Here is a 23,523-nt window from a genome sequence, read left to right as displayed (position 1 = left end):
CATGGCTGCCATGACGGGCCGACTTGCCGCGCACCTTGGGCGCAGGCGGCCACATCATGAAACGCGTCCTGGCAGCGTTGCTGTTGCTGGCCATGGCGCCGCTGGCCAGGGCCGATGCGGCGGCCGTGACGGGCGCCGATCCGGGACCCGCCAGCTTGCCCAGCGATCCGGCGGCGCCGAATGAACTGTATCTGGAGGTCACTGTGAATGCTGAATCAACCGGGCTGATCTTGCGCTTTACCCAGGTGGGCAAAGGCTTGCGCAGTAGTGTTGCGAACTTGCAACAGCTGGGGCTGGACCCGGCGCGCCTGGGCGCACCCGGTCAGGCCGAGGTGGCGCTCGATGCGATTCCTGGACTCAACTATGAATATGATGCGGCACGCCAGAGCGTGTCGCTGCAGGTGGCGGACGACTTGCGCTCGCCTTACCGCATCAGCGCGCGCCCGGCGGCGCAGACGCCGCCAGCGCAGGTCACGCCCGGCGCCGTCCTCAATTACGAAGCCTATGCGGAACTGGGGCAAACGCGGCGTGCCGCCATTTTCAACGACGTGCGCTATTTCAATGACCGCGGCGTGTTCAGCAATACCGGCACCTTGAACCTGGGGGCGGACCAGCGCAAGTACATGCGTTTTGATACCTTTTGGAGCCATGCCGATCCCGACACCTTGCAAACGTGGCAGGTGGGCGACCTGATTTCCTCGTCGCTCAGCTGGAGCCGCGCCGTGCGCGTCGGTGGCGTGCAGTGGCGCAAGAATTTCCAGCTGCGTCCCGACCTGCTGACCTTTCCCGTCGCCTCCGTCGATGGCACGGCGCTCGTGCCTTCGTCCTTGAGCCTGTACGTCAATGGCGTGCAGCAATATGCGGCCAGCGTGCCCAGCGGTCCGTTCGTGCTGAACCAGGTTGCCGGCATCAATGGCGCCGGGCAAGCCACCCTCATCACGCGCGATGCGCTGGGACGCAGCGTGACGACCGTCCTGCCCCTGTATGTCGATACGCGCATGCTGGCTGGCGGCTTGAGCGATTATTCGTTCGAGGCGGGCGCCGTGCGGCGCGATTACGGCACCCGCTTGTTCGGCTATGCGCGGCAGCTCGTCGCCAGCGCATCGGGCCGCCACGGCGTCAGCGACAGCCTCACCATCGAGGGCCATGCGGAACTGGCCGCCGGCCTGTATCAGGCGGGGGCGGGCGCGCTGCTGCGGCTGGGCCAGGCTGGCGTGCTCAACGGTTCGCTGTCGGCCAGCGCCGGCCGCAGCCGTGGCGTGCAGCTGGGCGCCGGCTACCAGTACCTGGGGCCGCGCTTCAGCGTCGATGCGCAAAGCGTGCGCGCCAGCGCCGGCTTCGGCGACCTGGCCTCGCGCGACGGCAGCCCCGTGGTGCGCGCGGCGGACCGCTTCACCGTCAGCCTGCCATTGCCGGCAGGGAGCAGTATCAGCAGCAGCTATATCAGCTACCGCACTTCTGGCGCCTCGCCATCGAAGCTTGCCACGCTCGGCTATTCGGCCATCCTGTTTCACGGCCTGTTCTTCAACGCCAGCCTGTTCCAGGACTTGCGGCAACGCGAGAAGCGGGGTTTTTACTTTGGCCTGAGCATGGCCTTCGACAACAATCTGGCCGTCAGTGTGTATAGCAGCCGGCAAAACGGCGAGAGCGGCCGCAGCATCAGCGCGCAGCGCGCGGCGGACTTCGGCGGCGGCTTCGGCTGGAACGTGCAGGCTGGCACGGCGGGCGGCAATGCCTACCGCCAGGCGCAAGTGGAATACCTGGGCAATGACGGCCGCGTGAGCGCGCGCACGCAAAGCAGCAGCACGGGCAATGCCTCCTCGCTGGGTGCGGCGGGCGCGCTGGTGCTGATGGATGGCCATGTCGAGACGACGCGCCAGGTGGGCAACGGTTTTGCGCTGGTGTCCACGGGTGGCGTGGGCAATATTCCTGTGCTGCATGAAAATCGCCAGATCGGCGTGACGGGCAGGAGCGGCTATCTGCTGGTACCAAATTTGAATCCCTATGGCAATAACCAGATCAGCATCGCCACGGAGGAGCTTGATGTTGACGCGCGAGTACCCGTCAGCAATCTCAATGTCGTGCCGCAATACCTGGCAGGCGTGCTGGCGGCCTTTCCCATCGAGCGCTACAGTGCGGCCACCGTCATCGTCCAGGATGCGCAGGGCAAGCCGCTGGCCACGGGCTTGCCCGTGCTGCATGTGCAAAGCGGCAAGCCGACGGTCGTGGGATTTGACGGCATCGTGTTCGTCGACGGTCTGCTGGAGCAGAATCAGTTGCAAGTGGGCGAAGGCGACAGCGCGTGCACCGTGCGTTTTGCCTACGTGCGTCCGGCCGCGGGCGGCTTGCCCGTGATCGGCCCGCTGCGCTGCGCGGCAGCTGGCGCCAGCGCCGGGGCAGGCCGCTGATGCGCCGCCTGCTGCCATGCCTGAGCATGCTGCTGGGCTGCGCCTGGGGCAGTGCGGCGCAGGCGGCCGATACCTGCTCGGTCAGCATGACGAATATTGATTTCGGCAGCGTCAGCCCGATTTCCGGCACCGATTACGTGGCGCAGGCAACAGGGACCTTCAGCTGCCTGTTTGCGTCGCTGAACCTGGGGCAGTTGCTCACGCCGAATGCGCAAGTGTGTATCTCGCTGGGGCTGGGCACGAATTCCACCTCGGCCCTGCCGCGCAAGCTGGGCAATGGCAGCAATCGCATGGAGTACAACGTGTACGTGGACAATTCGTATGCGACGGCGAAGATCTGGGGCGGCGCCGGCGTGACGGGCGCGCCGTCGACCTTCGGCATGATTCTGTCGGCCGGCTTGCTGGCGCCGCCCGGCACCTATTCCACCACCTTTACCGTGTACGCGAAGATCCCGGCCGGCACCGCCCTGGCCACCGTGCCCACGGTAGCTAACGCGAATACGGTGTATAGCTCGAGCTTTGCGGGCCAGGGTACCTACACCTACACCACCTATGGCCTCGTCAACCTGCAGGGTTGCACAGCCAGCAGCGGCAGCTTCGGTTTCACGGTGAATGCCACGGCCGTCAACGATTGCACCATCACGGCCACGCCGATGGCGTTTGCGAACGCCTCCATCCTGACGGGTAATTTGCGCAGCACCAGCACCTTGTCGGTGCGCTGCGTGAATAACAACGCGTATCAGATTGCCCTGAATGGCGGTAGCGTGGCGGCCAATGTGGCCAACCGCCAGATGAAAAATATCTTGACGACGGATAAGGTCAGTTATCTGTTGTCAGCCACCCTCGATGGTGCGCCATGGGGCGATGGCACGGCAGGCACGAGCATGGTGACAGGTACGGGCACGGGCGCCAGCGTGCCGCTGACGATTTACGGCCGCGTGCCGGCTCAGGTGTCGCCGCGTCCCGGCGACTACAAGGACACGGTGACGGCAACGATTTATTTTTAGAACGTGACGGTGACGAGGCCGGCGCCCGATGGCGTTGTCTGCTGGTGCAGCAGATACGGCGTGTTGTGCTGGCAGCGCACCTGGGTGTTGCTGCGGTGTGAGACGATGGTGCACGTTTCCTGGACAACAAAGGTGGCCTGGAACGACGTGGACGACACGGTGCCGGCGGTGGTGGTCTGGCAAAGGGACAGGGCGAGCAGGGCAGGCAGTACGGCAAGCTTCAAAGGGGTCATCGTGAATGCATAGCGTGAAAAACGGGCGTGGGCAGCAGCGTTGGAAGGTATGGCTGACACCGTTTTTCGCACCGGAATTGGGGGAGCAGAATCAGCCATGATTGTACTTGATGCAGGGAAGTGTGAGTTTTCGTGTATTTTCAGCCCGCCACCAGGGGCAAGCACCTCACTTTCAAAATGATAGTAACTAAGTTTCCGTGTTGCAACTGAAATATTTTCGATTGTTGTGTTGAGTCAATATGAGGAGACGGTCATGAAACATACCAACTTTAATAACTTGCCCTGTCCGATTGCTCGCAGCTTGGGCAAGGTGGGCGAATGGTGGAGCATCCTCATCCTGCGCGAAGCGTTTTATGGCAAGACGCGTTTCGACGAATTTGAAAAAAGTCTCAAGATCGCGCCCACCATCCTGACGCGCCGCCTGGCCGACCTGGTGGAAGGGGGCTTGATGACGCGTCGCCTGTATTGCGCCAAGCCGCCCCGCTACGACTATGTGCTGACCAAGTCCGGGCGCGCCTTCAAGCCCGTCTTGCTGGCGTTTATTGCCTGGGGTAATGAAAACTTCGCCCCGGAAGGCGCCAGCCTCGTCATTGCCAGCCGCGACACGGGCCTGGCCGCCGACCCGGTGCTGGTCGACGCCACGACGGGCTTGCCCATCAATGACGAGTACTACGCGTTCGCGCCAGGACCTGCCGCCAGCGACAGCATGCGCAGCATCATCCTCGATGCGGAAAAAAGCAGCGGCATCGCACCCAAGCCGAAGGCGCCGGCCGCCAACCGCGGCTGGGTGGCGGAAGGTCACCTGGCCTGAATACGCGCTGCCAGGCGAGCAGCAAGTTTGGCGCAAAGCAAGACGGGCTGCACGGCATGGCGTTACTGTCGCACTATGCAACTCAAGTGTGGCGCAAGCCCGATGTTGAAGGGCAGGACGCCATGCGTGACCCGATGTCCGTTGAAGGAGTACTGCGATGACTACATTGCCACAACACGTACGCCGCGCCGCCAGCGTGCTGGCGCTGGCCGCCCTGCTGGGCGCCTGCTCCCATGGCCCGCATCACCCGGGCGGCCATGACGTCACCTTGACGGGCGCGCAGGAAGTGCCGGCCAATACCAGCACGGCCAGCGGCAGCAGCACTATCCGCGTCGCCCACGACCGCAGTGTCAGCGGCGGCGTGCGCTATACGGGCATGCTGGCCACCGTCGCGCACATTCATGACGCGCCCGCCGGCGCCAACGGCCCCGTCGTGGTGCCGCTGCTGAAAACTGCCGAAGGCATGTTTGCCGTGCCGGCCGGCGCCATGCTCACGCCGCCCCAGTATGCGAGCTACCGGGCCGGCAAGCTGTACGTGAACGTGCACAGCGCCGCCTACCCGGCTGGCGAGATCCGCGCCCAGCTCAAGCCCTAACCGGCCAGCGGCGTTTTCCCCGAAACCTCCTTGGGCCGCGCGAGCGGCCTTTTTTTGTGCCGGGCGGCCGGCCAGTGCGGCGCGCATGAATGGCGCTTCATGCTGACCATGCTCGCCATCACCTTTCCCTTCTTCGCCCTGGTGCTGGTGGCTTGCCTGCACAAGACCCGCAACGTGTCGCTGCTGTCGACGTCAGATGGCTGGTGTGACGTTGGCGGCGATCAGCGCGCCGAGCGCCTGCGCCGCGCCGGGCTGATTGTTCTGCGCCAGGCCGTGCGCCATGCTGGCCTGGTCTTGCATGCTGCGGTTTTGTCCCAGCTTCCATTTTCCCGTGATGCGCGTGAGGGGAATCTCGATGCCGACGATGGCTTTCAACAGCTTGTCTATATAGGCGGCCGGCGCATCGCTCACCCGCCATGGCGTGGCTTGATCTGCCTCATGGCGCGCCGTCAAGCGCTCCAGCAATCCCAACAGCCACGCCGCATCGTCGATGGTGCGCAGGGGGCCGTGCGCGTGCACGACCGCGTAATTGAAGGTGGGTACCTCCTTGCCACTGCGCTGCTTCTCCGCATACCAGGCGGGCGTGATGTAGGCGTGTGGCCCCTGGAAAATCACCAGTGCTTCATCGTTCCCGCCGGCGGCGCGCCACAGCGGGTTGGCGCGCGCCACGTGGGCGCGCAGAATGCCGAATGGCGCATCCGGCGTGGGCGCGGTGATCTCGAATGGCAGATGGTCGGCGCACAAGCCATAGTCGCCCTGGCGCACCAGCGCGCCCAGCGGATGTGCGTCGATCAGGCCATGCAGCACGTCGAGGCGCTCTTCGCGAAAGCTGGCGGGTGTGTACATCTAGTGCGCTCCTTCCACGACCACCTCGGCCGTCAGCGAGTTGGCGATGTAGCAGCGCGCGTGCGCATCGTGGTGCAGGGTGGCCAGCGCCTCGGGCGAGGGCGGCGTTCCCGCGAAGACGATGCACGGGCGCAGCACGATGCGCGTCATGGCCAGGCGGCCTTGGGCATTTTTTCCCAGTTCGCCGATGGCGTCGTCGCGGTAGTCGTCGATGACGTAGCCGCGTTGCGCTGCCAGCGACAGGAAGAACAGCATGTGGCAGCTCGATGTGGCGGCCACCAGCGCTTCTTCCGGGTCGATATTTTCCGCCACCGACATGGGCAGCGGTACGGACAGGGGCGACGACGAGGCGGGTACCGTCAGGCCGCCGTCGAACTGCCATGCATGGCTACGGCTGTAACGCTGGCCGGCGAAATCCTGGCCGTCGCGCTGCCAGGCCACGGTGGCGAAAAACTGATGCATGGGTGCTCCGCAAGAGTGGAAGGGGATGCGCCATCTTAGCGCTTGTTTTGGCTATTTAAAACAGCCAATAAGTGCTATCTTGAAGCTACCAATTCAAGAGTTCCACCATGCCAGCTTCCCACCTGCACCAGATCATCGCCGCCTTGCCGCTGCAGCGCGGCGCCAGCGAGCCGCTGTTTCGCCAGCTGTATGCGGCCATCAAGGCGGCCATCCTCGATGGCCGCATGAGTCCCGGCATGCAACTGCCGCCCACGCGCGAGTTTTGCCGCCTGCTGGCCGTGTCGCGCCAGACGGTGCTCAATGCGTATGCGCTTTTGACGGCCGAAGGTTATCTCGATGGTGCCGTGGGGCGGGGCACCTTTGTCAGCGTCGAGGTACCCATGGCTGCGCCGCCCGCCAGGGCGGACGCGCCCGGCCTGCTGCGGCCCCTGTCGGCGCGCGGGCAGGGCGTGGTGGCGGCCATGCGCCAGGTGGCCATTCACCGGGGGCCGCTGCGCGCTTTCCGCGTCGGCATGCCGCGCATCGACCATTTCCCGTTCGACGTGTGGAACCGCCTGGAGGCGCGCCGCTGGCGCCGGCCCGACCACCATTTCGGCTACAGCGACCCGGCCGGCTTCCTGCCGCTGCGCGAACTGCTGTGCGTGTATTTGAAGGCCTCGCGCGGCGTCCGGTGCGCGCCGCAGCAGATCGTCATCACCTCGGGTTCGCAGCAGGCGCTATTTTTGCTGTCGACCATACTGCTGGCGCCGGGCGACTCGGCCTGGATGGAGTCGCCCGGCTACCGGGGTGCCAGCGGCCCGCTGCGCGCGGCCGGCGCGCGCGTCTTTCCCGTGCCCGTCGACGCGCAGGGGCTCGATGTGGCGTATGGTGTGGCGCACTGTCCGCAGGCGAAGCTGGCCTACGTGACGCCATCGCACCAGATGCCGCTGGGCGTGAGCATGAGCTTGCCCCGCCGCCTGGCTCTGCTGGCCTGGGCCGCGCAAAATAAAGCCTGGCTGGTGGAAGACGATTACGACAGCGAATACCGCTACACGGGCGCGCCGCTGGCCTCCCTGCAAAGCCTGGACCGGGCTGCTTGCGTGGTGTATGTGGGCACCCTGTCGAAAGTGCTGTTTCCCGGGCTGCGCCTGGGCTATATGGTGGCGCCGCCCGCGCTGGCCGAAGCGCTGGTGCAAGCCAAAGCCGTGATGGACCGTCACACGGCCATCGTGCCGCAGATGGCGCTGGCCGACTTCATCGCCGAGGGACATTTTGGCCGGCATATCCGCCGCACGCGCGACAGCAATGCCGAACGGCGCGACCTGCTGGTGCGGGGGATTGCGCGCGAACTGGGCGACCAGCTCGCGTGCGGCCCGGCCGACAGCGGCCTGGAACTGTGCGCGTACTTTCGCGCCGGCCACGATGAAGAAACCGTGTCGCGTGCGGGCCTGGCACGGGGCATCGAATTGCGCCCGCTGGGGCACTACGCCGATCCGGCGGCAGGGCCCGAGTGCGTCACGCCGCCAGGGCTGCTGCTGGGCTTTGCGGCGATTCCCCCGGCCGAGATGGCGCACGGCTTGCAGGAACTGGGACGCATCCTGCGCGGCCGATAAACTATACTGGCAGTTGCCCGCATATGAAGAACCAGACCATGAACACTACCCGCTGCTCCTGGGCCAATCCGGCCAATCCCCGCTATATCGAGTATCACGATACGGAGTGGGGCGTACCCTGCCACGACGAGCGCCGGCTGTTCGAGATGCTGAACCTGGAAGGCGCGCAGGCGGGACTGAGCTGGGAAACCATCCTCAACAAGCGCGACACCTACCGCGCCGCGTTTGATCAATGGGATGCGGAAAAAATCGCCGCGTATGGCCCGGAGAAGGTGGCGCAGCTGCTGGCGGACCCCGGCATCGTGCGCAACCGATTGAAGGTGGCGGCGGCCATCACGAATGCACAGGCTTACCTGCGCCTGCGCGCGCAAGGCCAGACCCTGGACAGCTTCTTGTGGGCGTATGTCGATGGCCAGCCCATCGTCAACAGCTGGCAGCCGGGCGAGTTTCCCGCCAAGACAGCCTTGTCCGACAAACTCTCGAAAGACCTGGCCAAACTGGGCTTCAAGTTCGTCGGTTCGACCATCATCTACGCCTACATGCAGGGCATCGGCATGGTCAATGACCATGCGCCCGCCTGCTTTTGCCGCGCGGGGCATTGATGCGCCGCGCCCTCGTCATGCTCGACACGGATTTTGACGGCGCCCGCCTGCGTGCCGCCTGTGCGGCGCATGGCGGCCGCCGCCTGCACTACATCGCGCTGGCGCCGCGTCCCGTCGACGCGCGCCACTTGCCCGAAGAGTGGCGCGTGCAGTGGCCGCCTTGCGTGCCGGGCCTGCACCGCATGGTCTCGCGCGATGGCCTCGTCACGCTTGATGTGCTGATCGGCGAGCCCGATGCCTGCCTGGCGCAATTGTCGGCGCGCGTCGATGAAGTGCACCTGGCCTGGGTGCCTGCAGCCACGCCGGTGCTGGCGCGCCTGATGATGGACGGCGCGCGCCTGCAGGCCGTGCACCTGGACGAGGCGCAGCGCATGGCGCTGCAAAAAAACGGGTTTGTCTTTGACGAGAGCCGTTTGCGCGCCGTGTTTTATGCGCGGCGCGAAGAGTACGCGGCCATCACCGCGCCCGAGCGGCGCGCCATCGTCATCGGCGCGGGCGTGGCCGGCGCGGCCGCCTGCGAACGGCTGGCTGCGCGCGGCTGGAAGGTGACCTTGATCGAACGCCATGCGCAGCCGGCCAGCGAGGCGTCTGGCAACCTGGCTGGCATCTTCATGCCGCTGATGTCGAAGGATGACAATATCGCCACGCGCCTGGTGCGCGCCGCCTACCTGTACTCGCTGCGGCGCTGGAAAGATCTGGGCGGCATCGGCGCCGCCATCGAGGGTGTGCAAAGCGGCGTGCTGCACCTGGCGCGCGACGGCGCGCATGCGCAGGTGCAGCGGCAGATCGCCGCCAGTGGCCTGTATCCGCGCGAATTCGCCCGCTGGCTGGAAGCGCCCGAGGCGACCGCCATGCTGGGCGCGCCGGCGCCCGATGGCGCCTGGTGGTTCGAACAGGGCGGCTGGGCGCGCCCGTCTTCCGTCTGCGCGGCCATGCTGGACGCCTGCGGCGCCTTGCTCACGCGGCGCTTTTCCAGCAGCGCCCTGCGCCTGGAGCGTGGCGATGCGGAATGGCTGGTGCGCGATGCGGACGGTGCCCTGATCGCGGCGGCAGCCACCGTCATCCTGGCGGCCGGCACGGGTGCCGTGGATTTCGAACAGGCGGCCGGCTTGCCGCTGGACGCCGTGCGCGGCCAGGTCACGCACCTGGCCGAAGGCTGCTTGCCTTCGTTGCCATTCGTCGTCTGCCGCGAAGCCTACATGACGCCAGCGCACCAGGGTGTCGTCTGCGTGGGGGCCAGCTACGATGCGGACGCCGACACTGAACTGCGCCCATCGAGCCAGGAAGACAATATCGGGAAGGTCGCCGACATCCTTGGCGTGACTCCGTTCGCCGCGCCGCTGGCCGGGCGCACGGGCTTTCGCTGCATGGTGCCGGACCGCCTGCCGCTGGCGGGCGCCTTGCCTGATCCGGGCGTGCCAGGCCGCTGCGAGCGCCTGCGCGACGTGCCGCGCTGGCCCGGCCTGTTTGGCTTGCTCGGTTACGCCTCGCGCGGCCTGATCTGGGCGCCGCTGGCGGCCGAGTTGCTGGCGTGCCAGCTGGAGGGCGAGCCGTTGCCGCTGGAGAGTCAATTGGTGGCCGCGTTGGACCCTGCGCGGTTTTTATTGCGCGAGCGCCGCCGGAACGCCTGAAAAAGTCCATGGCGTTATTTTTCAAATAACATCAGTTCGCCGCAGTGGACGCTTGCTGCTGCAAAACTGTTGTTCCATCCCCGCGCCACGCACGGCGAGGCAGCCTTTGGGCAAAGGCGGGGGCGGTATTGTTGCGTCATGTCACGGACTTTGCGCGCGGCTGGCTGGCGCCCGCAGGCTGGCGGTATAATTTATCCTTGGCAATATTCAAGCTGCGGCCCCAAGGAGATATCCGGTGGAAGATCAACACAGTTCGCCCGAGCTTTTCCTGTTCCTGGCGTCGACCGTGCACGACATGAAAAATTCGATCAGCGTCGTCAGCGGCACTCTGGAGTCGCTGCTGGCGGCCGGGCAGGTCAAGCCCGCGCCCCAGGCCGACCCCGCCTACCTGCAGATGGCGCAGATGCTGTACCAGACCAAGCGCCTGAACGATAACCTGATCCAGCTGCTGGCCCTGTACAAGGAAGTGGGCAAGCCCGGCTACCCGTTCGACGTGCAGCCGCAACTGATGCGCCAGGTGGTCGACCAGGTGGTGGACCAGGAAAAGATCCTGCTGCTCTCGAAGGGGATCCGTCTGGAGACGGCTTGCCCGCCCGAGCTGATCTGGACCCTCGATGAAGACCTGGTCATCGGCGTGCTCGCGCATGCCATCAACAACGCCATCCGCTACACGAACGACACGATACGCCTGTCGGTGCGGGAGCACGACGACATGCTCGAGCTGCGCGTGGAAGACAATGGCGACGGCTACACGCAGGCGCTGCTCGACGCGGGCAGCGCGGCCATGGATGGCATGGCCGCCGGCGTGAACTTTTCCACCAACAGCACGGGACTGGGGCTGTATTTTTCCAGTGTCGTGGCAAAGATGCACAAGCACCGGGGCAGCAGCGGCAGCATCGCCCTGGAAAATGGCGGCGCGCTGGGCGGCGGCTGTTTCATCCTGCGCCTGCCCTGAACGAGGATGCCATGACGACAGACAGCCAGGCCACCGCCGCCGAAGCGGGCAGCACCGACTGGGCCGACAAACATTATCTGCTGGTCGATGATTTCATCGGCATCCGCATCCTGCTGCGCGAATCGCTGCGCAACCTGGGCGCGCGCCATATCGACCAGGCGGCCAGCGGCGGCGAAGCCATGAAGCTGCTGGCCAAGACGCGCTACGACGTGGTGCTGTGCGATTACAACCTGGGCGAAGGCAAGAATGGCCAGCAAGTGCTGGAAGAGACGCGCGTGCGCAATCTGACGGCGCCATCGAGCGTGTGGCTGATGGTGTCGGCCGAGAAAAGCGTGGAGTCCGTGATGGGCGCGGCCGAGCATCAGCCCGACGCCTACCTGATCAAGCCGATCACGGAAGGCGTGCTGCTGACGCGGCTGAACCGCGTGTGGCACAAGAAGCAGGTATTCCGCGAAATCGACCAGGCCTGCATGGAAAAGGATTATTTGCGCGCGGCCAAATTGTGCGACGCGCAGATCGAGCTCAACAAGCTGCACGCGCTGGAATTGCTGCGCATGAAGGCCAGTTTGCTGCTGAAAAGCGGCGAGCCGGAAAAGGCCCGCGCCGTGTACGAGAAAGTGCTGGCCGAGCGCGATTACAGCTGGGCCAAGGCGGGCCTGGGCAAGATCCGCATGAATAACGGCGAGCACGAGGCGGCGCGGCAAATTTTTCAGGGCGTGATCGTCGAAAACAAGTATTACATCGACGCCTATGACCAGATGGCCGTCGCCTACCAGCTGATGGGCCAGCACGAGGAAGCGTGCGGCGTGCTGGAAAAGGCGGCGCGCCTGTCGCCCAATTCCGTGCCGCGCCAGCGTAACCTGGGGCTGGCGGCCTTGAAGGTCGGCAATGTCAGCATGGCGGAAAAGGCCTTCCGCAAGTGTATTTCCATCGGCGAGTTCTCCGTCATGAAGACGCCGGACGCCTACCTGGGCCTGGCGCGCGTATGTGGCCTGAAGAAGGATGCCAAGGAAGCGCTGCAATGGCTGCTGCTGGCGCAGCGTGAATTCTCGCCCGAGCAAATTGGTTTGCGCGCGAAGATCACGGAAGGCATGGTGCACCACGAAACGGGCGACTACCGGCGCGCGCGCAAGTGCGGCGACGAACTCGAAGCCATGCTGGCCGAGGATCCGGCGCGGCCCGAGAAAAGTATTTGCATGGAATTGGCCACTTTGCTGTTCGCCGTTGGCGTCAAGGATGCGCCGGCCGGCCTGCTGTGCTACGTGGTCAAAAATAACCACGACAACCAGGTGGTGCAGGACGAGGTGCAAAAAATCTTCGACAAGGCAAAGATGGGCGACGAAGGCACCAGCCTGATTATCGCCGCGCGCAAGGAAGCGTCGGACTTGATGAACAAGGGCGTGCTGTTGTGGAAGACGGATAAGCTCAACGAAGCGGTCGCCTGGATGCGCGCGGCGCGCGAAAAGCTGCCGAACAACTTGCGCATCCTGTTCAATTCCGCGCAAATCATCGTGTCCTTCCTGCAGCAGCGCGGGTTTCAGGCCGACTTGGCGGCCGAGGCCATGGAAGTGTTGTTGTATGTAGACAAAATTGCACCAGGGCAGCAGCGCTTCGCGCAATTGATGGAGCAACTGGTGCAGCTGACGCCGCCGCCCGGGCCGGAAGAGGCTGTCGTGGTCGTGGAAAAAGCGCCGCCGGCGCCGGAAAAAGGCGGAAAATCCGTGCGCGAGCGTGCCGGATGATAAACTAGGGGCCAGCGTGGGTTCGCCCGTGCTTGAGTTGCTTTACAACAATAAGGAAGAAACTATGCGTGATGTGGTCAATGAAGTGTACAAAAAAATGAAAGTCGGCAGTATTGCCTGGGTACGCCCGGTCGCCGCCAAGGGAGACACGCTGGAAACATTCCAGTCTTCGTACGAGCACGCCAAGGCGCTGGCCGACGAAGGCCTGATCACGATCGGTGACGTAAAACGCCAGGCCGACAACATGATCGAGGCGATCCGCATTCATCGTATCGCCTGATCATATTGCCGGCTTCTAGCATCAGGCCTTGCCTGGCGCTTTAGCCTTGGGTGCCGCGCGTTTCGCGGGCGCCTTGCGCAGCGGGGCCTTGGCCTTGGCTGCCGTGCCTGCCTCTGCAGGTTTGGCCGGCTTGCTGGCCGCTGGCTTGGCTTTGCCTACGCTGCCAAAGCTGGCCGCTGCCGCACTGGCGGCATCGGGCGACATGGCCGTCGATACGGCTTGCTTGAACTGATCTTGTAACAAATTCCACCAAGCACTTGGATTGGCCAGCTGGGCTGCCGCCTGGCTGCCGGCATCGCTGGGCGCCGCCGCAGCGGGTTCCGGCACAGGTGTCGGCGCCGGTTTCGGTGCTGGCGCCGCAGGTGTGGATTGCTGGAAAAACGCGGAAGCGTAGGGCACCGATTCAAACACGGTTTTCTCGCTGGCGCCCGGTTGCGTGATGGCCGCCGCCAGTGACGCACCCATCGATTTCAATGTGGCGATGGTGCCGCGCTGCACCTCCAATGCCTGGATACTGCCGCGCAGCATGCTGGTATTGAGGTTCAGCCAGGCTTCGACGGCTTTCAGGTCGCTGATTTTCTTGTCCAGCTCTTCCACCGACATGGTGGGCGCCGTGATGCCAGGCACGCCCATGCCGGGCACGCTCATGCTGCCCCACAGGTTTTTGACGAAGTCGAGCGTATCGGTCACAACTGCTGCGCCCGGCATTTGGGGCATTTGCGGGTTTGCCATGCGAAATCTCCTGGTAGGTGGATGTTCCTAGCGTAGCAGATATCAGCTTGCAACTGACGCAAAGCCGCCAACATTTTCTTACATAAAACAGCAGGAGTTGAGCACGGGCAAGAAGCGGGAAGCAGGGCGGAAGCGTTACACTACGGCCTATGATGCCTGACTCCTTCTTTTCGCACCCGCGCCGCCGTACCGTCATTTTTGTTGCGGTCATCGGTGCACTGCATTACGGGGCGCTGGAATGGCTCACCTCGCGTGCCAGCATGGTGCCGCTGGGGCAGGATCATGCGCAGATGGTCAGCATGGCCTTGATCGCCGAGCCGCCCAGGCCACTGCCCGTGGTAGCGCCGCCTCCACCGCCCGAATTGCCGCCCGTGCCCAAGCCCAGGCCGCCACCACCACCGCCGCTGACGGAGCTGGCGTCGAGCGAAACGCCCCAGTGGACGGCACCTGCCAGCGAGGTGCCGGAAGGCCCGGCCACGACCGCGCCGGCCGCGATGGCTGCCCCGGCCATTACGGCCCCGGCGCCCGCCGTGGCAGCCGCGTCCGCGCCGGCCAGCGCGCCGCCGCCACCGCCCGTCGAGCAGGCGCGGCGCTACAAGACGAATGCCCCCGCCTCGGCCCAGTTCGACTTGCACGTGGACCGGCGCGATGCCGACGGCACCAAGTGGCAGGGCGTGGCCGCGATGGCGTGGGAAAACCGGGGCGACACGTATCAGCTGAAGCTGGAAGTGGGCTTGAGCATGCTGATCACGCGCATCAACCTGCTGGTGCTGACCAGCGAAGGCGTGCTCGATGGCAGCGGCATCGTGCCCGTCAAGGCCACGGAGAAACGCAAGGGCCGCGCGCAAACGGCCACGCATTTCAACCGCGACGCCAAGGCCATCACCTTTTCAGCCACGACGGCCACGGCGCCATGGCAAGACGGGGCGCAAGACAAGGCCACCGTGCCGTTCCAGCTGGCCGCCATCGGCCGCGCCGACGTCAACCAGTTGGTGGGCAATATCGACATTCTCGTCGGCGAGGAAAAGGAAGCGACCGTGTTTCGCTTCCACCTCGTGGGCGAGGAAGAACTCGACACCACAATGGGCCGTCTGGTGACCTGGCATTTGCGCCGGCCACCGAAGCCCGGCACGTATTCGTCGCAGCTCGATATCTGGCTGGCGCCGTCCATGCAGTGGTATCCAGTACAAATACGCAATACTGAAGCGAACGGGGCGCTGACGACGCAAACCGTGACCAAGATCTCCGTAAATGATTCAACAGGGAAATAAATGACTACTTTGACTACTTTGAAACGCGTCCTGGCTGCCAGCCTGCTGGCTGCCACCCTGACGCCCGCCATGGCGGCGGACGAGCCCGTGGACCATCCCGTCATCAAGCGCCCGTACAAGCTGGCGCCATCGGCAGACCTCGTCTATTCGATCAAGGCGAAACAGCGCGGCATTGCGCTGTCCGGCGAATCGGTCAGCAATTGGCGCGCCGGCGACGGCAAGTATTCGCTGCTGGCCGAGACCAAGGCCGCCCTGTTCGGCAAGATCCTCGAGCAGCGCAGCGAAGGCACGGTCGATGATTACGGCCTGGCGCCGGCGCAGTTCGTGGAAAAACGCTTCCGCAAGGAAGCAGCCACGACCACGTTCAAGCGCGACAGCAAGACCATCGTCTTCAGCGAAGGCGATGACAGCTATCCGCTGAAAGGCGGCGAGCAGGACCGCAACAGCACCGTCTGGCAACTGGTCAGCGTGGCGCGCGCCGCGCCTGAGAAATTCACGCCCGGTTCGGAATGGAGCTTCTTCGTTGCCGGCCGCCACGACGCCGAACCGTGGACCTTCAAGGTCGTCAAGCAGGAGACCGTCGCCACCGGCCAGGGTTTGGTGGAGGCTGTGCACCTGATCAAGGCGCCGCCGCCGGACAAGAAGGGCCAGCAAGTAGACCTGTGGCTGGCGCCGTCGCTGGAATGGTATCCCGTGAAGGTGACGTTCGCCGATGAAGATGGCGATTACGTCGAGCAAACCTTGCAAAAGATCGTAAAAAAGTAAGTGCTTGCTGCGCGGTTTTGCCTCAGATTACCAACCCGGATGCAGAAACTGGGGCCGGACCCGGCAGGGGAATGCACCCAGTGGGTGCATCCGATTCCGAAGGAACCGACCTTTCTTCGCCGTTGGGGTTTCCCTCAATGCAACACTCGGCAGACTGACGGCCCGTTCGCCCCCTCCCGCACGCTAAATTGCATGTCAGAACTGATATACTGACGCCCCCGCCCCGCAGCGCCGCGTTAGCCCGCTGCGCCGCCCGCTGAACACTCATCCGGAAAAGAATGATTGATATAATGGCAAGTGCAGCCGTGGCTACGGATGCAAATCAGACAGAGCAAGAGCATCACGATTCCTTGCAGGCGCATTTCCAGCCCAATATTTCGGCCGACGAGATCGAACAGGTATTTCACTTGAAGCGGGCGCAGCCCTTGCTGCAAGTGTTTACGGCCCTGTTCCACGGCGGTTTCGATGGCGTGCTGGTGCGTCTGTTGGTGTTGCGCGAGCTGGCGTCCGATGCGGCCACGTCCGCCTATACGCGCGCCGATATCAATACGAAACTGGCGTACCTGTTGCCGGAAAGCCTGGAAACGGTCTTGCTGCGCCTGCGCTCGAACCAGTTGCTGGCCTGGGATGCGCAGCAGGGCGTGTACCGCGTCACGCCCATGGCGCGCAATGTGCTGTCCGCCATCGACAGCCTGCTGGGCCTGGGCCAGACGGAAGATGAAGCGGAAATGGGCTTTTTGCTGTCGCAGGTGGCGGGCGCGCAAGCCGTGGGCGGCGTGTCGGTCGAGCAACTTCAGCATTTGCTGGGCCGCCTGGTGGACTTGACGGAGGAATTCTCCGACGCCATCGCCTCCGGTTCCGAATTCCGTTTGCGCACGGCGCAAGCGAAGTGGAACATGGCGTGCGACTGGGTCGAGAAGGGTTCCGAGATTCTGGTGGCGATTACTTCCGATGAAAACGCGGACAGCGCCACGCACAAGGCGGCGCAGGCCATCGGCCGCGCGCAAAGCAAGTTGCTCAACATGCAAGGCATGTTTTCGCGCGCGCTGAACCAGATCGAGCGCCAGCGCGTGCACCTGGGCCAGTCGGGCCTGTCGACCACCGACATCAAGCGCTGGCTCTTGCTGCACGACGACCTGGCCAGCCTGGCCGAAGGCGCCATTGACCAGCCCGTCGTACCCCTGTTCTCCACGCCTGCCGAGATGATCGACGTGGCCGAAACGGAACTGCTGTCCGAACGGGCGGCAGGTGTCATCAACACGGGCCTGCCTAGCGGCGAGGATGCGCCCACCACCATCAGCGACGGTCCCGCCATGCAACTCGAACTCGATGACTTGCTCGAACGCCTGTCGAACTTCGCCAGCCTGGGCAATTTCCCCAGCATAGGCGAAGAGGGGCCGAAGTCCGTACCGGTGCAGGATTCCTTGCTGCCGGCCAGCTTCGCCGTGGCGTCCTACCGCGCCTCGATGCTGCCGCTGCTGGGTGACGTGTCCGAGGCGAGCTTGCAAGGCTCGACGGCCGAACTGGCCCGTCTGCCGATCACCTTTACACCGACCGACGAGATGGTCCAACTGACCGACCCCCACGTGGCGGCCATGTCGATCGCCTCGCTTTCACTGAATGTTTCACTTGATTTAGATAGCGGCACAGCCGATGAATGACGATTCCCAAATCCTGATTGCGCGCCTGCTCACGCATCAAACCCTGCGCCGCGACGACAAGCTCGTCAAGCGCGTGCTGTCCGACGAGCTGTTCCGCGCCGAGATCGATGCGCGCCTGCTGGCCTGTGGCTTGAAATTGCTCGACAACGTGTATGCCGACCATGTCACGCTGGCCCTGACGCGCACCATCGAGCCGAAGATTTTCGGCGCGCGCGACGTCTGGCAAAACAACAATTTCGGCCTGGCGCGCGATGGCGTGGCCTTGCTGGTGGTGCTGTGGGCGCAGATCATCCTGCCCAAGCGCGAACGCCAGGAAACGCACCAGCACGCGGACGACGACCAAAACGATATGTTTGGCACGGAAAAGCCCCTGCCGCGCGCGGAAGACGCATCGATCGGCATTTCCTACAAGGCGCTGCTGTCGGACTTCGGCGACAAGCTGGGCAAGAAAACGCGCATGGACATGAATCTGGGTACCCTGGCCAAGCTGGGCTTCATCGAACGGCGCGGCGATTTCATCCTGGAAGGCCCGCTGCTGGACCTGATGATGGACACCGACGTGCTCAAGGAGCGCATCATCAATGGCGCCCTGGCTGACGTGTTCAAGCGGGCGCCGGCGCGCCTGGTGGCCGTCGACCCCGATGCCGACCTGGCAGACGACCTGTCCGCCGAGATCGGCGACTTGCCAGATGCGGGCGACGAGCCTGCGTCCGACCTCCCTCACTGAAAGCGCCCATGTTTCATATCAAATCACTTGAACTGGTGCACTGGGATTACTGGCAGCGCATCAAGAATATTCCGCTCGACGCGAAGATCATCACCATTGCGGGCCAGAACGGTTCGGGCAAGACCACCTTGCTCGACGCCTTGCGCACCCTGTTTGGCCTCGACTGTTCCATGGGCCGCACCTACAAGCACTATGCGCGCCACTCGGGCCAGCAGACGGCCTGGCTGCGCGCCGTGGTCGACAACAAGAATGTGGGCAAGCAGCTGTCGAACCGCCCATTCCGCAGTTCCGGCTTCTTCAGCGACGATGAAGTGACCCTGTTTTGCCAGATACAGAAGAACGGTGGCGACTGGAAGCGCCAGTATCTGATGCGTCCGGGCAATGTGCAGATCGAAGACATCACGGACGCCAACGACTGGCTGGGCGTGGAAAACTACCGCAAGCGCCTGGCCAATGCGGGCCTGTCGCCCGCCATGTCGAAAGTGCTGGCGCTGGAGCAGGGTGAGACGGACAAATTGTGCGAATACGCGCCGCGCCAGCTGCTCGACCTGGTGTTCCAGGTCTTTGGCGACAAGGAAGTGCTGGACGCCTACGATGAAGCCAAGCGCCACCAGCGCGATACGGAAGTGGAGCTGAAGCGCTTCGAGACGGAACTGGAAGCGTCGAAGACCAACCTGGAAGGCTTGCGCCTGCGCGTGGCCAATTACCACCAGTGGGAAAGCCTGCACAAAGAGCGCCGCAACCTGCTGGAAGAAGTGCTGCCCAGCCTGCAATACCACGAGGCGCGCGAGAAGGCGGCCACGGCCAGCCGGCAGTTGCGCGAGGCGCGCAAACCGATGGCGCAGGCGGACCAGCAGCTGACGGACAAGCGCAATGCGCTGGCCGCGCAGGCGAAAGCCCTGTCCGACGCGCAGATGAACGAAACCTTGCTGGAGCAGGAATCCATTGGTCTGCAGAGCCGTTTGTCCTTGATCAATGCCAAGCTGAAACCGCTGGACAGCCTGCTGGAGCAGAAGGACCGCTTGCACAAGCTGGCAGCGGACTCGGGCAGCGATATCGCCGCAGTGGCGGCCCAGCTGGAACAGAAGGAAGCGGAGCTGCTGCGCCAGCGCCAGCAGCGCGACGCCTTGTCGGCCCGCATCGCGGGCGAGCAGGCCACCATTGCCGCGCTACAAGGCAAGACGGCCATGCCGGAGCCGGACAATGTGCGCGGCATGCGCCGCGCGCTGCGCGATGCGGGCATTGCCCACGCGATGCTGTCGGACATCGTCGAAGTGACGGACAGCCGCTGGCAGGGCGCCGTCGAAGGCGTGCTGGGCGGTTACGCTTCGGTCGTCTTGCTGGACAAGGCCAAGGATGCGGCGGCTGCCTACCGTTTGGCCGAGAAGGAACGCTATCGCCACTTCATCGTGCCCGAGCTGGTCACGGCGCCAGTGGCGAAAGACGAGAGCTTGCTGGCCGTGGTGAAATTTTCCGCGCCCGTGCCCAGCTGGCTGATCGAGCAGCTGTCGCGCATTGCGCGCGTCGATTCCGTCGAAGCGGGCTTCAAGCTGGGCAACCACGAAGAGTGGATTACGCCCGAGGCGTATCACCGCGAACGCCGCGGCGGCCGCTCGCTGTTCGTGGAAGCGTCGCGCTACCGCTTCGGCCAGGCTGGCCGCAGCGGCCGTCTGGAAGCGCTGTTGCGCTCGCTGCCGGGCCTGGAAGGGCAGGAAGACACGCTCACCCTGGCGATCTCGAAACTGGCGGCCGAAGTGGGCGCGTTAAAAGCGCGCATCGCCGGCGTCGACGCGGCCAAGGAACTCAGTGCCCGCCAGGAAGAATTCGCCGAAGCGCTGCGCAATTCGAAGCCGCTCAAGGAAGAGCGCCTGGAAGTGGGCGGCCGCCTGGGCGAGCTGCAAAACCTCACCAAGAACGCCACCGTGGCGCGCACGCGTGCCGATACGGTGTGGCAAAACGCGCGCCTGGCTTTGTCTGAAGCGGAAGCGGGAGCGCGCCTCGGTTACAAGAAACAAATTGAACAGCGCGCCGAGCACGCGCGCGCCTTGCTGGCCTTGCGCCATGCGTGGCGCCACTTGCCGAAAAGCTGGCGCCGTCCCGCACGCCGCGCGGCCCTGGTGGCCGAACACCAGAATGCGCACCAGGTCGATCTGCGCGTGGCCAGCCTGCAAAACAGCCTGGCGCGTGACGACTGGGAACTCGACGCCACCGTCATCGACCAGCACCACCGCCTGTCGGACCAGCTGCATGGCCGCCAGTCGGAGACGGACGAGCGCCGCTACCAGAACAACCGCGCCATCGAAGCGACGGGCAATGCGCGCGGCGCCTACATGGAACGCTTGCGCTACACCATCAAGACTTACAGCAAGAACATCAAGGAGCTGGGCGAACTGGCCGGCATCGAAGTGCATGCCGACCCCGTGCGCCTGGAAAACGACGATGTGCAGCTGTCGCAGGCGGGCTTGCATGTACGCTTCAAGTTCGACGGCAAGGGCGTCATCGGCATGAACGATGGCGAAGCGTCGGGCGGCCAGCAGGTGATGAAGTCGCTGGTGCTGTTGATCGGCTTGCTGAAATCGGAAGACGGTTCCGGCGGCTTCGTCTTCATCGACGAACCGTTTGCCCACCTCGACATCCGCAACATTCAATTGGTTGGCGAGTTCCTGAAAAATACGGAAGCGCAATACCTGATGACGACGCCGTTGACGCACAACACGGATGTCTACGATCCGTCGGAGCTGACTTTGATTACAAGCAAGAAGAAAAAGGATAGCCAATGGGCGCAACCGATTTTCGTGCTGCAGCGGCGCATTGACCCCGTAGCGGTCAAGGTGGCGTGATGCGCCGTTTGCTGCTGTCGGCCGCGCTGGCGCTGGCGTTCTCGGGGCCAGCGATGGCCAATGACGGCATCGGTTCGGTCAGTGCCGGCGGCATTATCGTCGGCAAGACCGACGCCGTGGCCATGAAAAAGGAAGTGCTGACGGTCAGCACGGACTTGATCAAGGTCGAGTACGAGTTCCTCAACGAATCGACAAACGATGTGGAAGAGACCATCATCTTCCCGCTACCCACCTACGAGGCCGGCTACCACCAGTCGCCCACGTACTATGGCCAGCCGCAGCAGTTCTCGATCGAGGTCGACGGCAAGCGCAAGGATTACCAGACCGTGCTGCTCGCCAAACTCGACGGCCGTGACGTGACGGCGCGCCTGGCGCAGCTGGGCCTGTCGGACGCACAAGTCGCTTATTTCCCGTCATTCAGCCCGTTCGAAAAAAAGGTGGCGCCCTTGAGCGCCGCGCAGAAAAAAGCCATGGTGGCCGAAGGCTTGCTGGCCAAGCTGTCCGAAGACGACGAATGGGTGCCGGCCTGGTCAGTGACGGTGGTCTACCAGTGGCGACAGACATTCCCGGCCGGCAAAACGGTGCGCGTGCGCCATCAATATGCCCCCTTCGTGGCCGCCGGCCCTGGTGCCTCCTACCTGGGCGAAGGCAAGGAGTTCGAACAAAAATATTGCGGCGACAAGGCCTTTTATGCGAGCTGGAACCGGCTGGCGAAAAAACAGGGCGAGAGCGGTTTCGTCAATGCCAAGTGGGTCTCGTACATCCTGAAGACTGGCAACACCTGGAAGAACGGCATCGAAGACTTTACCTTGAACCTGGTCAAGGGCAAGCCGGATGAGCTGATCAGCCTGTGCTTCCCCGGCACGTTTACCAAGATCAATCCCACCACCTTGCAAGTCAAGTTGCGCAACTTCCGTCCGCAGCAGGATCTGAACGTGTATTTCGGCAATGTCGAGAATGGCAGCGAGAATACGGGCGAAGCGCCTGCGCTGCGCACCCCTTATTTGCTGAAGAAATAGAAAGACAGCGCCATGCCCACTCCGATTCTCCCCCGCCGTCTGCGTAGCCTGCTCTTGGGCGCGCTGCTTGCCGCGCCCGCTGCCTGGGCCGACAGCTATACTGATTTCCAGCAAGCGAGCGCGCGCCTGGAAGCGATGGTGGCCGCGTCCACGCCAGAGAAGGGCTTGCCGCGCCTGGGCGACCCTGGCGTGGCGGCACTGCTTGCCCAGGCCGCCGATGGCCCGCGCCTGTTCCAGGCACCCGTCGCGGCGCTGCAAGACATGAACCAGAGCGTGGCCGTGTGCGAGCGGGCGACCAATCTGGGCAAGGCGTATTACACGTTTGGCTTGCAACGGCCACTGCCGCTGTCCGGCGCCGAGCTGCAGCAGGCGCGCCGGGAGCAGGTGACGCAGAACCTGGCCAATTATGGTGATGAAATGGCCGCCCTGTTTGCCTTTGGCGTGCATTGCCATGCGCACTTGATCGGCTTGATGGAAGCCGAGTTCAGCACGCAGCCGGCGCAGGACGTGAGCGGTGCCGAGCGCATGCGCGCGCGCGCCTTCAGCAAGGGCTCGACCACGGCTTACTCCGGCGTGGTGCAGTTCGTGCAGGTGCCCTTCTGGAACGTGGCACAAAAGAAGCGGATGCTGGAAGCGGCGGCGCAGCACGCCACGGCGAATGCCAATCTGATGGCGCCACCGTTGCGAGAGCGCCTGCTGACCAGCCTGGCTGATGCGGACAAGGACCTCGATCCCGCCCTGGCGCCGGCGCTGGCGACGATACGCCAGGCGCTGGCGGTGACGACCTGTGTAGGCCTGTGCCAGTACTACTGACCTGGCTTACTCGGCGGCTTCCAAGGGTTTGTTGCGCTGGCGCCAGCGCAGCAGGCCCCACGCATACACGGCGTAGTAGCCGATGACGAGGCCGTAGGCAGCCATGGTCAGCGGGCTTTGGCCGAACGGTGGCGGCGGCACGGGCACGTCCAGGCGCGTGTTCAGGTAGATTTCCATGCCGCGGTACAGCAAGCGGGCGATGAACAGCATCGTGATCGTCAGGCCCAGGTAGCGGTGCTGGGTAAAGAAGAAATCCTTGCCGACCTGTTCGAAGCGCGTCAGCTTCAAGCCCAGCACGCCCAGCCAGCCACCGGCCAGCGCAGCCGCGCCCAGGCTGGACAGGGGCAGGACGTCGAATTTCGTCGTCGTCGCCAGGAACAGCAGCAGCGCGGGCAAGGCGATTGCCACGCTCCAGTGCCGCCACAGCTGCGATTTCTGGCGCGCCACCAGTTTCTTCAGGCGCGAATAAATGCGCCAGACCAGCAGCGGGACCAGGAACAGCAGGGCAAGGGTGGTGGTTTCCATGTAGGC

22 protein-coding genes are annotated in these 23,523 nt (G+C 64.2%); 17 read left to right on the top strand and 5 right to left on the bottom strand.

Going from position 1 to position 23,523, the window contains the following annotated elements; translation table 11 throughout:
- Window positions 1-56: 56 nt before the first annotated feature.
- Together ACQ4WS_RS11895 and ACQ4WS_RS11890 are read left to right on the top strand one after the other, a co-directional pair.
- The gene (locus tag ACQ4WS_RS11895) at window positions 57-2,408 is read left to right on the top strand and encodes a fimbria/pilus outer membrane usher protein (RefSeq protein ID WP_436476461.1); all 2,352 of its coding nucleotides are present in this window, start codon (window positions 57-59) and stop codon (window positions 2,406-2,408) included.
- Window positions 2,408-3,415 (top strand): Csu type fimbrial protein, encoded by a 1,008-nt coding sequence (locus tag ACQ4WS_RS11890; protein WP_436476460.1) that lies wholly within the window; start codon window positions 2,408-2,410, stop codon window positions 3,413-3,415. The genes ACQ4WS_RS11895 and ACQ4WS_RS11890 overlap by 1 nt, the downstream gene beginning before the upstream one ends.
- Here ACQ4WS_RS11890 and ACQ4WS_RS11885 read toward each other — a convergent pair.
- Window positions 3,412-3,648, bottom strand: a complete 237-nt coding sequence (locus ACQ4WS_RS11885; RefSeq protein ID WP_436476458.1) for a hypothetical protein — start codon at window positions 3,646-3,648, stop codon at window positions 3,412-3,414. The two genes, ACQ4WS_RS11890 and ACQ4WS_RS11885, sit on opposite strands and share 4 nt — an antisense overlap.
- A gap of 253 nt (window positions 3,649-3,901) precedes the next feature.
- Between ACQ4WS_RS11885 and ACQ4WS_RS11880 the strand changes: the two genes are divergently transcribed.
- Window positions 3,902-4,459: a winged helix-turn-helix transcriptional regulator gene (locus ACQ4WS_RS11880; protein ID WP_034753667.1), complete on the top strand. Its 558-nt coding sequence runs from the start codon at window positions 3,902-3,904 to the stop codon at window positions 4,457-4,459.
- 157 nt (window positions 4,460-4,616) lie between these two features.
- Window positions 4,617-5,054 (top strand): CHRD domain-containing protein, encoded by a 438-nt coding sequence (locus ACQ4WS_RS11875; protein ID WP_436476456.1) that lies wholly within the window; start codon window positions 4,617-4,619, stop codon window positions 5,052-5,054.
- A 192-nt stretch (window positions 5,055-5,246) separates the two neighbouring features.
- Here ACQ4WS_RS11875 and ACQ4WS_RS11870 read toward each other — a convergent pair whose 3' ends face one another.
- On the bottom strand, window positions 5,247-5,900 hold the full coding sequence (locus tag ACQ4WS_RS11870) for an FMN-binding negative transcriptional regulator (protein WP_436476454.1): 654 nt from the start codon (window positions 5,898-5,900) through the stop codon (window positions 5,247-5,249).
- Complete coding sequence (locus ACQ4WS_RS11865; RefSeq protein WP_436476452.1) at window positions 5,901-6,362, bottom strand: OsmC family protein; 462 nt, start codon at window positions 6,360-6,362, stop codon at window positions 5,901-5,903.
- 107 nt (window positions 6,363-6,469) lie between these two features.
- Here ACQ4WS_RS11865 and pdxR point away from each other — a divergent pair, with 107 nt between their 5' ends.
- The 6 genes from pdxR to ACQ4WS_RS11835 all read left to right on the top strand — a co-directional run bounded on the left by pdxR (window position 6,470) and on the right by ACQ4WS_RS11835 (window position 13,164).
- Complete coding sequence (pdxR, locus tag ACQ4WS_RS11860) at window positions 6,470-7,954, top strand: MocR-like pyridoxine biosynthesis transcription factor PdxR (RefSeq protein ID WP_436476450.1); 1,485 nt, start codon at window positions 6,470-6,472, stop codon at window positions 7,952-7,954.
- A gap of 38 nt (window positions 7,955-7,992) precedes the next feature.
- A complete protein-coding gene (locus tag ACQ4WS_RS11855; RefSeq protein WP_436476448.1) occupies window positions 7,993-8,556 on the top strand; it encodes a DNA-3-methyladenine glycosylase I in 564 nt (187 codons plus the stop codon).
- Entirely contained in the window at window positions 8,556-10,187 is a 1,632-nt protein-coding gene (gene mnmC1, locus ACQ4WS_RS11850) for an FAD-dependent 5-carboxymethylaminomethyl-2-thiouridine(34) oxidoreductase MnmC1 (RefSeq protein WP_436476446.1), read from the top strand. Before ACQ4WS_RS11855 ends, mnmC1 begins: the two co-directional genes overlap by 1 nt.
- Window positions 10,188-10,422: 235 nt before the next feature.
- Window positions 10,423-11,142, top strand: a complete 720-nt coding sequence (locus ACQ4WS_RS11845) for a sensor histidine kinase (protein WP_436476444.1) — start codon at window positions 10,423-10,425, stop codon at window positions 11,140-11,142.
- 11 nt (window positions 11,143-11,153) lie between these two features.
- On the top strand, window positions 11,154-12,884 hold the full coding sequence (locus ACQ4WS_RS11840; RefSeq protein WP_436476442.1) for a response regulator: 1,731 nt from the start codon (window positions 11,154-11,156) through the stop codon (window positions 12,882-12,884).
- Window positions 12,885-12,900: 16 nt separating this feature from the next.
- Window positions 12,901-13,164 (top strand): hypothetical protein, encoded by a 264-nt coding sequence (locus ACQ4WS_RS11835; RefSeq protein ID WP_225317168.1) that lies wholly within the window; start codon window positions 12,901-12,903, stop codon window positions 13,162-13,164.
- A gap of 21 nt (window positions 13,165-13,185) precedes the next feature.
- On the opposite strand, the gene ACQ4WS_RS11830 is transcribed toward ACQ4WS_RS11835, so the two are convergent.
- A complete protein-coding gene (locus ACQ4WS_RS11830; RefSeq protein WP_436476440.1) occupies window positions 13,186-13,896 on the bottom strand; it encodes a PhaM family polyhydroxyalkanoate granule multifunctional regulatory protein in 711 nt (236 codons plus the stop codon).
- Between the two features lie 149 nt (window positions 13,897-14,045).
- Here ACQ4WS_RS11830 and ACQ4WS_RS11825 point away from each other — a divergent pair, with 149 nt between their 5' ends.
- The 7 genes from ACQ4WS_RS11825 to ACQ4WS_RS11795 all read left to right on the top strand — a co-directional run bounded on the left by ACQ4WS_RS11825 (window position 14,046) and on the right by ACQ4WS_RS11795 (window position 22,992).
- Window positions 14,046-15,167: a DUF3108 domain-containing protein gene (locus ACQ4WS_RS11825; protein ID WP_436476438.1), complete on the top strand. Its 1,122-nt coding sequence runs from the start codon at window positions 14,046-14,048 to the stop codon at window positions 15,165-15,167.
- On the top strand, window positions 15,168-15,932 hold the full coding sequence (locus tag ACQ4WS_RS11820) for a DUF3108 domain-containing protein (RefSeq protein WP_436476436.1): 765 nt from the start codon (window positions 15,168-15,170) through the stop codon (window positions 15,930-15,932).
- A gap of 290 nt (window positions 15,933-16,222) precedes the next feature.
- A complete protein-coding gene (locus ACQ4WS_RS11815; protein WP_092608970.1) occupies window positions 16,223-17,593 on the top strand; it encodes a hypothetical protein in 1,371 nt (456 codons plus the stop codon).
- Entirely contained in the window at window positions 17,586-18,320 is a 735-nt protein-coding gene (locus tag ACQ4WS_RS11810) for a hypothetical protein (protein WP_436476433.1), read from the top strand. Before ACQ4WS_RS11815 ends, ACQ4WS_RS11810 begins: the two co-directional genes overlap by 8 nt.
- A gap of 8 nt (window positions 18,321-18,328) precedes the next feature.
- Entirely contained in the window at window positions 18,329-21,160 is a 2,832-nt protein-coding gene (locus ACQ4WS_RS11805; RefSeq protein WP_436476431.1) for an ATP-binding protein, read from the top strand.
- On the top strand, window positions 21,160-22,179 hold the full coding sequence (locus ACQ4WS_RS11800) for a DUF4424 family protein (protein ID WP_436476429.1): 1,020 nt from the start codon (window positions 21,160-21,162) through the stop codon (window positions 22,177-22,179). The genes ACQ4WS_RS11805 and ACQ4WS_RS11800 overlap by 1 nt, the downstream gene beginning before the upstream one ends.
- A 12-nt stretch (window positions 22,180-22,191) precedes the next feature.
- A complete protein-coding gene (locus tag ACQ4WS_RS11795; protein ID WP_436476427.1) occupies window positions 22,192-22,992 on the top strand; it encodes a hypothetical protein in 801 nt (266 codons plus the stop codon).
- Between the two features lie 6 nt (window positions 22,993-22,998).
- On the opposite strand, the gene ACQ4WS_RS11790 is transcribed toward ACQ4WS_RS11795, so the two are convergent.
- Window positions 22,999-23,517 carry a CcdC protein domain-containing protein gene (locus ACQ4WS_RS11790; protein ID WP_436476425.1) on the bottom strand — a complete coding sequence of 173 codons (519 nt, stop codon included), beginning with the start codon at window positions 23,515-23,517 and terminating at the stop codon, window positions 22,999-23,001.
- Window positions 23,518-23,523 lie beyond the last annotated feature (6 nt).

This window comes from Janthinobacterium leeuwenhoeki (assembly GCF_051380795.1).
In the GTDB taxonomy this organism is placed as follows: Bacteria; Pseudomonadota; Gammaproteobacteria; order Burkholderiales; family Burkholderiaceae_D; genus Janthinobacterium.
The sequence above is the reverse complement of the archived record's forward strand: the minus strand, read 5'-3'. Positions and strand labels throughout refer to the sequence as shown.

Coding starts and splice junctions, on each gene's coding strand:
- ACQ4WS_RS11830 (WP_436476440.1), bottom strand. CDS start 13,896: ATGGCAAACCCGCAAATGCCCCAAATGCCGGGCGCAGCAGTTGTGACC.
- ACQ4WS_RS11870 (WP_436476454.1), bottom strand. CDS start 5,900: ATGTACACACCCGCCAGCTTTCGCGAAGAGCGCCTCGACGTGCTGCAT.
- ACQ4WS_RS11815 (WP_092608970.1), top strand. CDS start 16,223: ATGGCAAGTGCAGCCGTGGCTACGGATGCAAATCAGACAGAGCAAGAG.
- ACQ4WS_RS11795 (WP_436476427.1), top strand. CDS start 22,192: ATGCCCACTCCGATTCTCCCCCGCCGTCTGCGTAGCCTGCTCTTGGGC.
- ACQ4WS_RS11895 (WP_436476461.1), top strand. CDS start 57: ATGAAACGCGTCCTGGCAGCGTTGCTGTTGCTGGCCATGGCGCCGCTG.
- ACQ4WS_RS11865 (WP_436476452.1), bottom strand. CDS start 6,362: ATGCATCAGTTTTTCGCCACCGTGGCCTGGCAGCGCGACGGCCAGGAT.
- ACQ4WS_RS11880 (WP_034753667.1), top strand. CDS start 3,902: ATGAAACATACCAACTTTAATAACTTGCCCTGTCCGATTGCTCGCAGC.
- ACQ4WS_RS11840 (WP_436476442.1), top strand. CDS start 11,154: ATGACGACAGACAGCCAGGCCACCGCCGCCGAAGCGGGCAGCACCGAC.
- ACQ4WS_RS11855 (WP_436476448.1), top strand. CDS start 7,993: ATGAACACTACCCGCTGCTCCTGGGCCAATCCGGCCAATCCCCGCTAT.
- ACQ4WS_RS11875 (WP_436476456.1), top strand. CDS start 4,617: ATGACTACATTGCCACAACACGTACGCCGCGCCGCCAGCGTGCTGGCG.
- ACQ4WS_RS11890 (WP_436476460.1), top strand. CDS start 2,408: ATGCGCCGCCTGCTGCCATGCCTGAGCATGCTGCTGGGCTGCGCCTGG.
- ACQ4WS_RS11805 (WP_436476431.1), top strand. CDS start 18,329: ATGTTTCATATCAAATCACTTGAACTGGTGCACTGGGATTACTGGCAG.
- ACQ4WS_RS11885 (WP_436476458.1), bottom strand. CDS start 3,648: ATGACCCCTTTGAAGCTTGCCGTACTGCCTGCCCTGCTCGCCCTGTCC.
- ACQ4WS_RS11825 (WP_436476438.1), top strand. CDS start 14,046: ATGATGCCTGACTCCTTCTTTTCGCACCCGCGCCGCCGTACCGTCATT.
- ACQ4WS_RS11810 (WP_436476433.1), top strand. CDS start 17,586: ATGAATGACGATTCCCAAATCCTGATTGCGCGCCTGCTCACGCATCAA.
- ACQ4WS_RS11820 (WP_436476436.1), top strand. CDS start 15,168: ATGACTACTTTGACTACTTTGAAACGCGTCCTGGCTGCCAGCCTGCTG.
- ACQ4WS_RS11790 (WP_436476425.1), bottom strand. CDS start 23,517: ATGGAAACCACCACCCTTGCCCTGCTGTTCCTGGTCCCGCTGCTGGTC.
- mnmC1 (WP_436476446.1), top strand. CDS start 8,556: ATGCGCCGCGCCCTCGTCATGCTCGACACGGATTTTGACGGCGCCCGC.
- ACQ4WS_RS11800 (WP_436476429.1), top strand. CDS start 21,160: ATGCGCCGTTTGCTGCTGTCGGCCGCGCTGGCGCTGGCGTTCTCGGGG.
- pdxR (WP_436476450.1), top strand. CDS start 6,470: ATGCCAGCTTCCCACCTGCACCAGATCATCGCCGCCTTGCCGCTGCAG.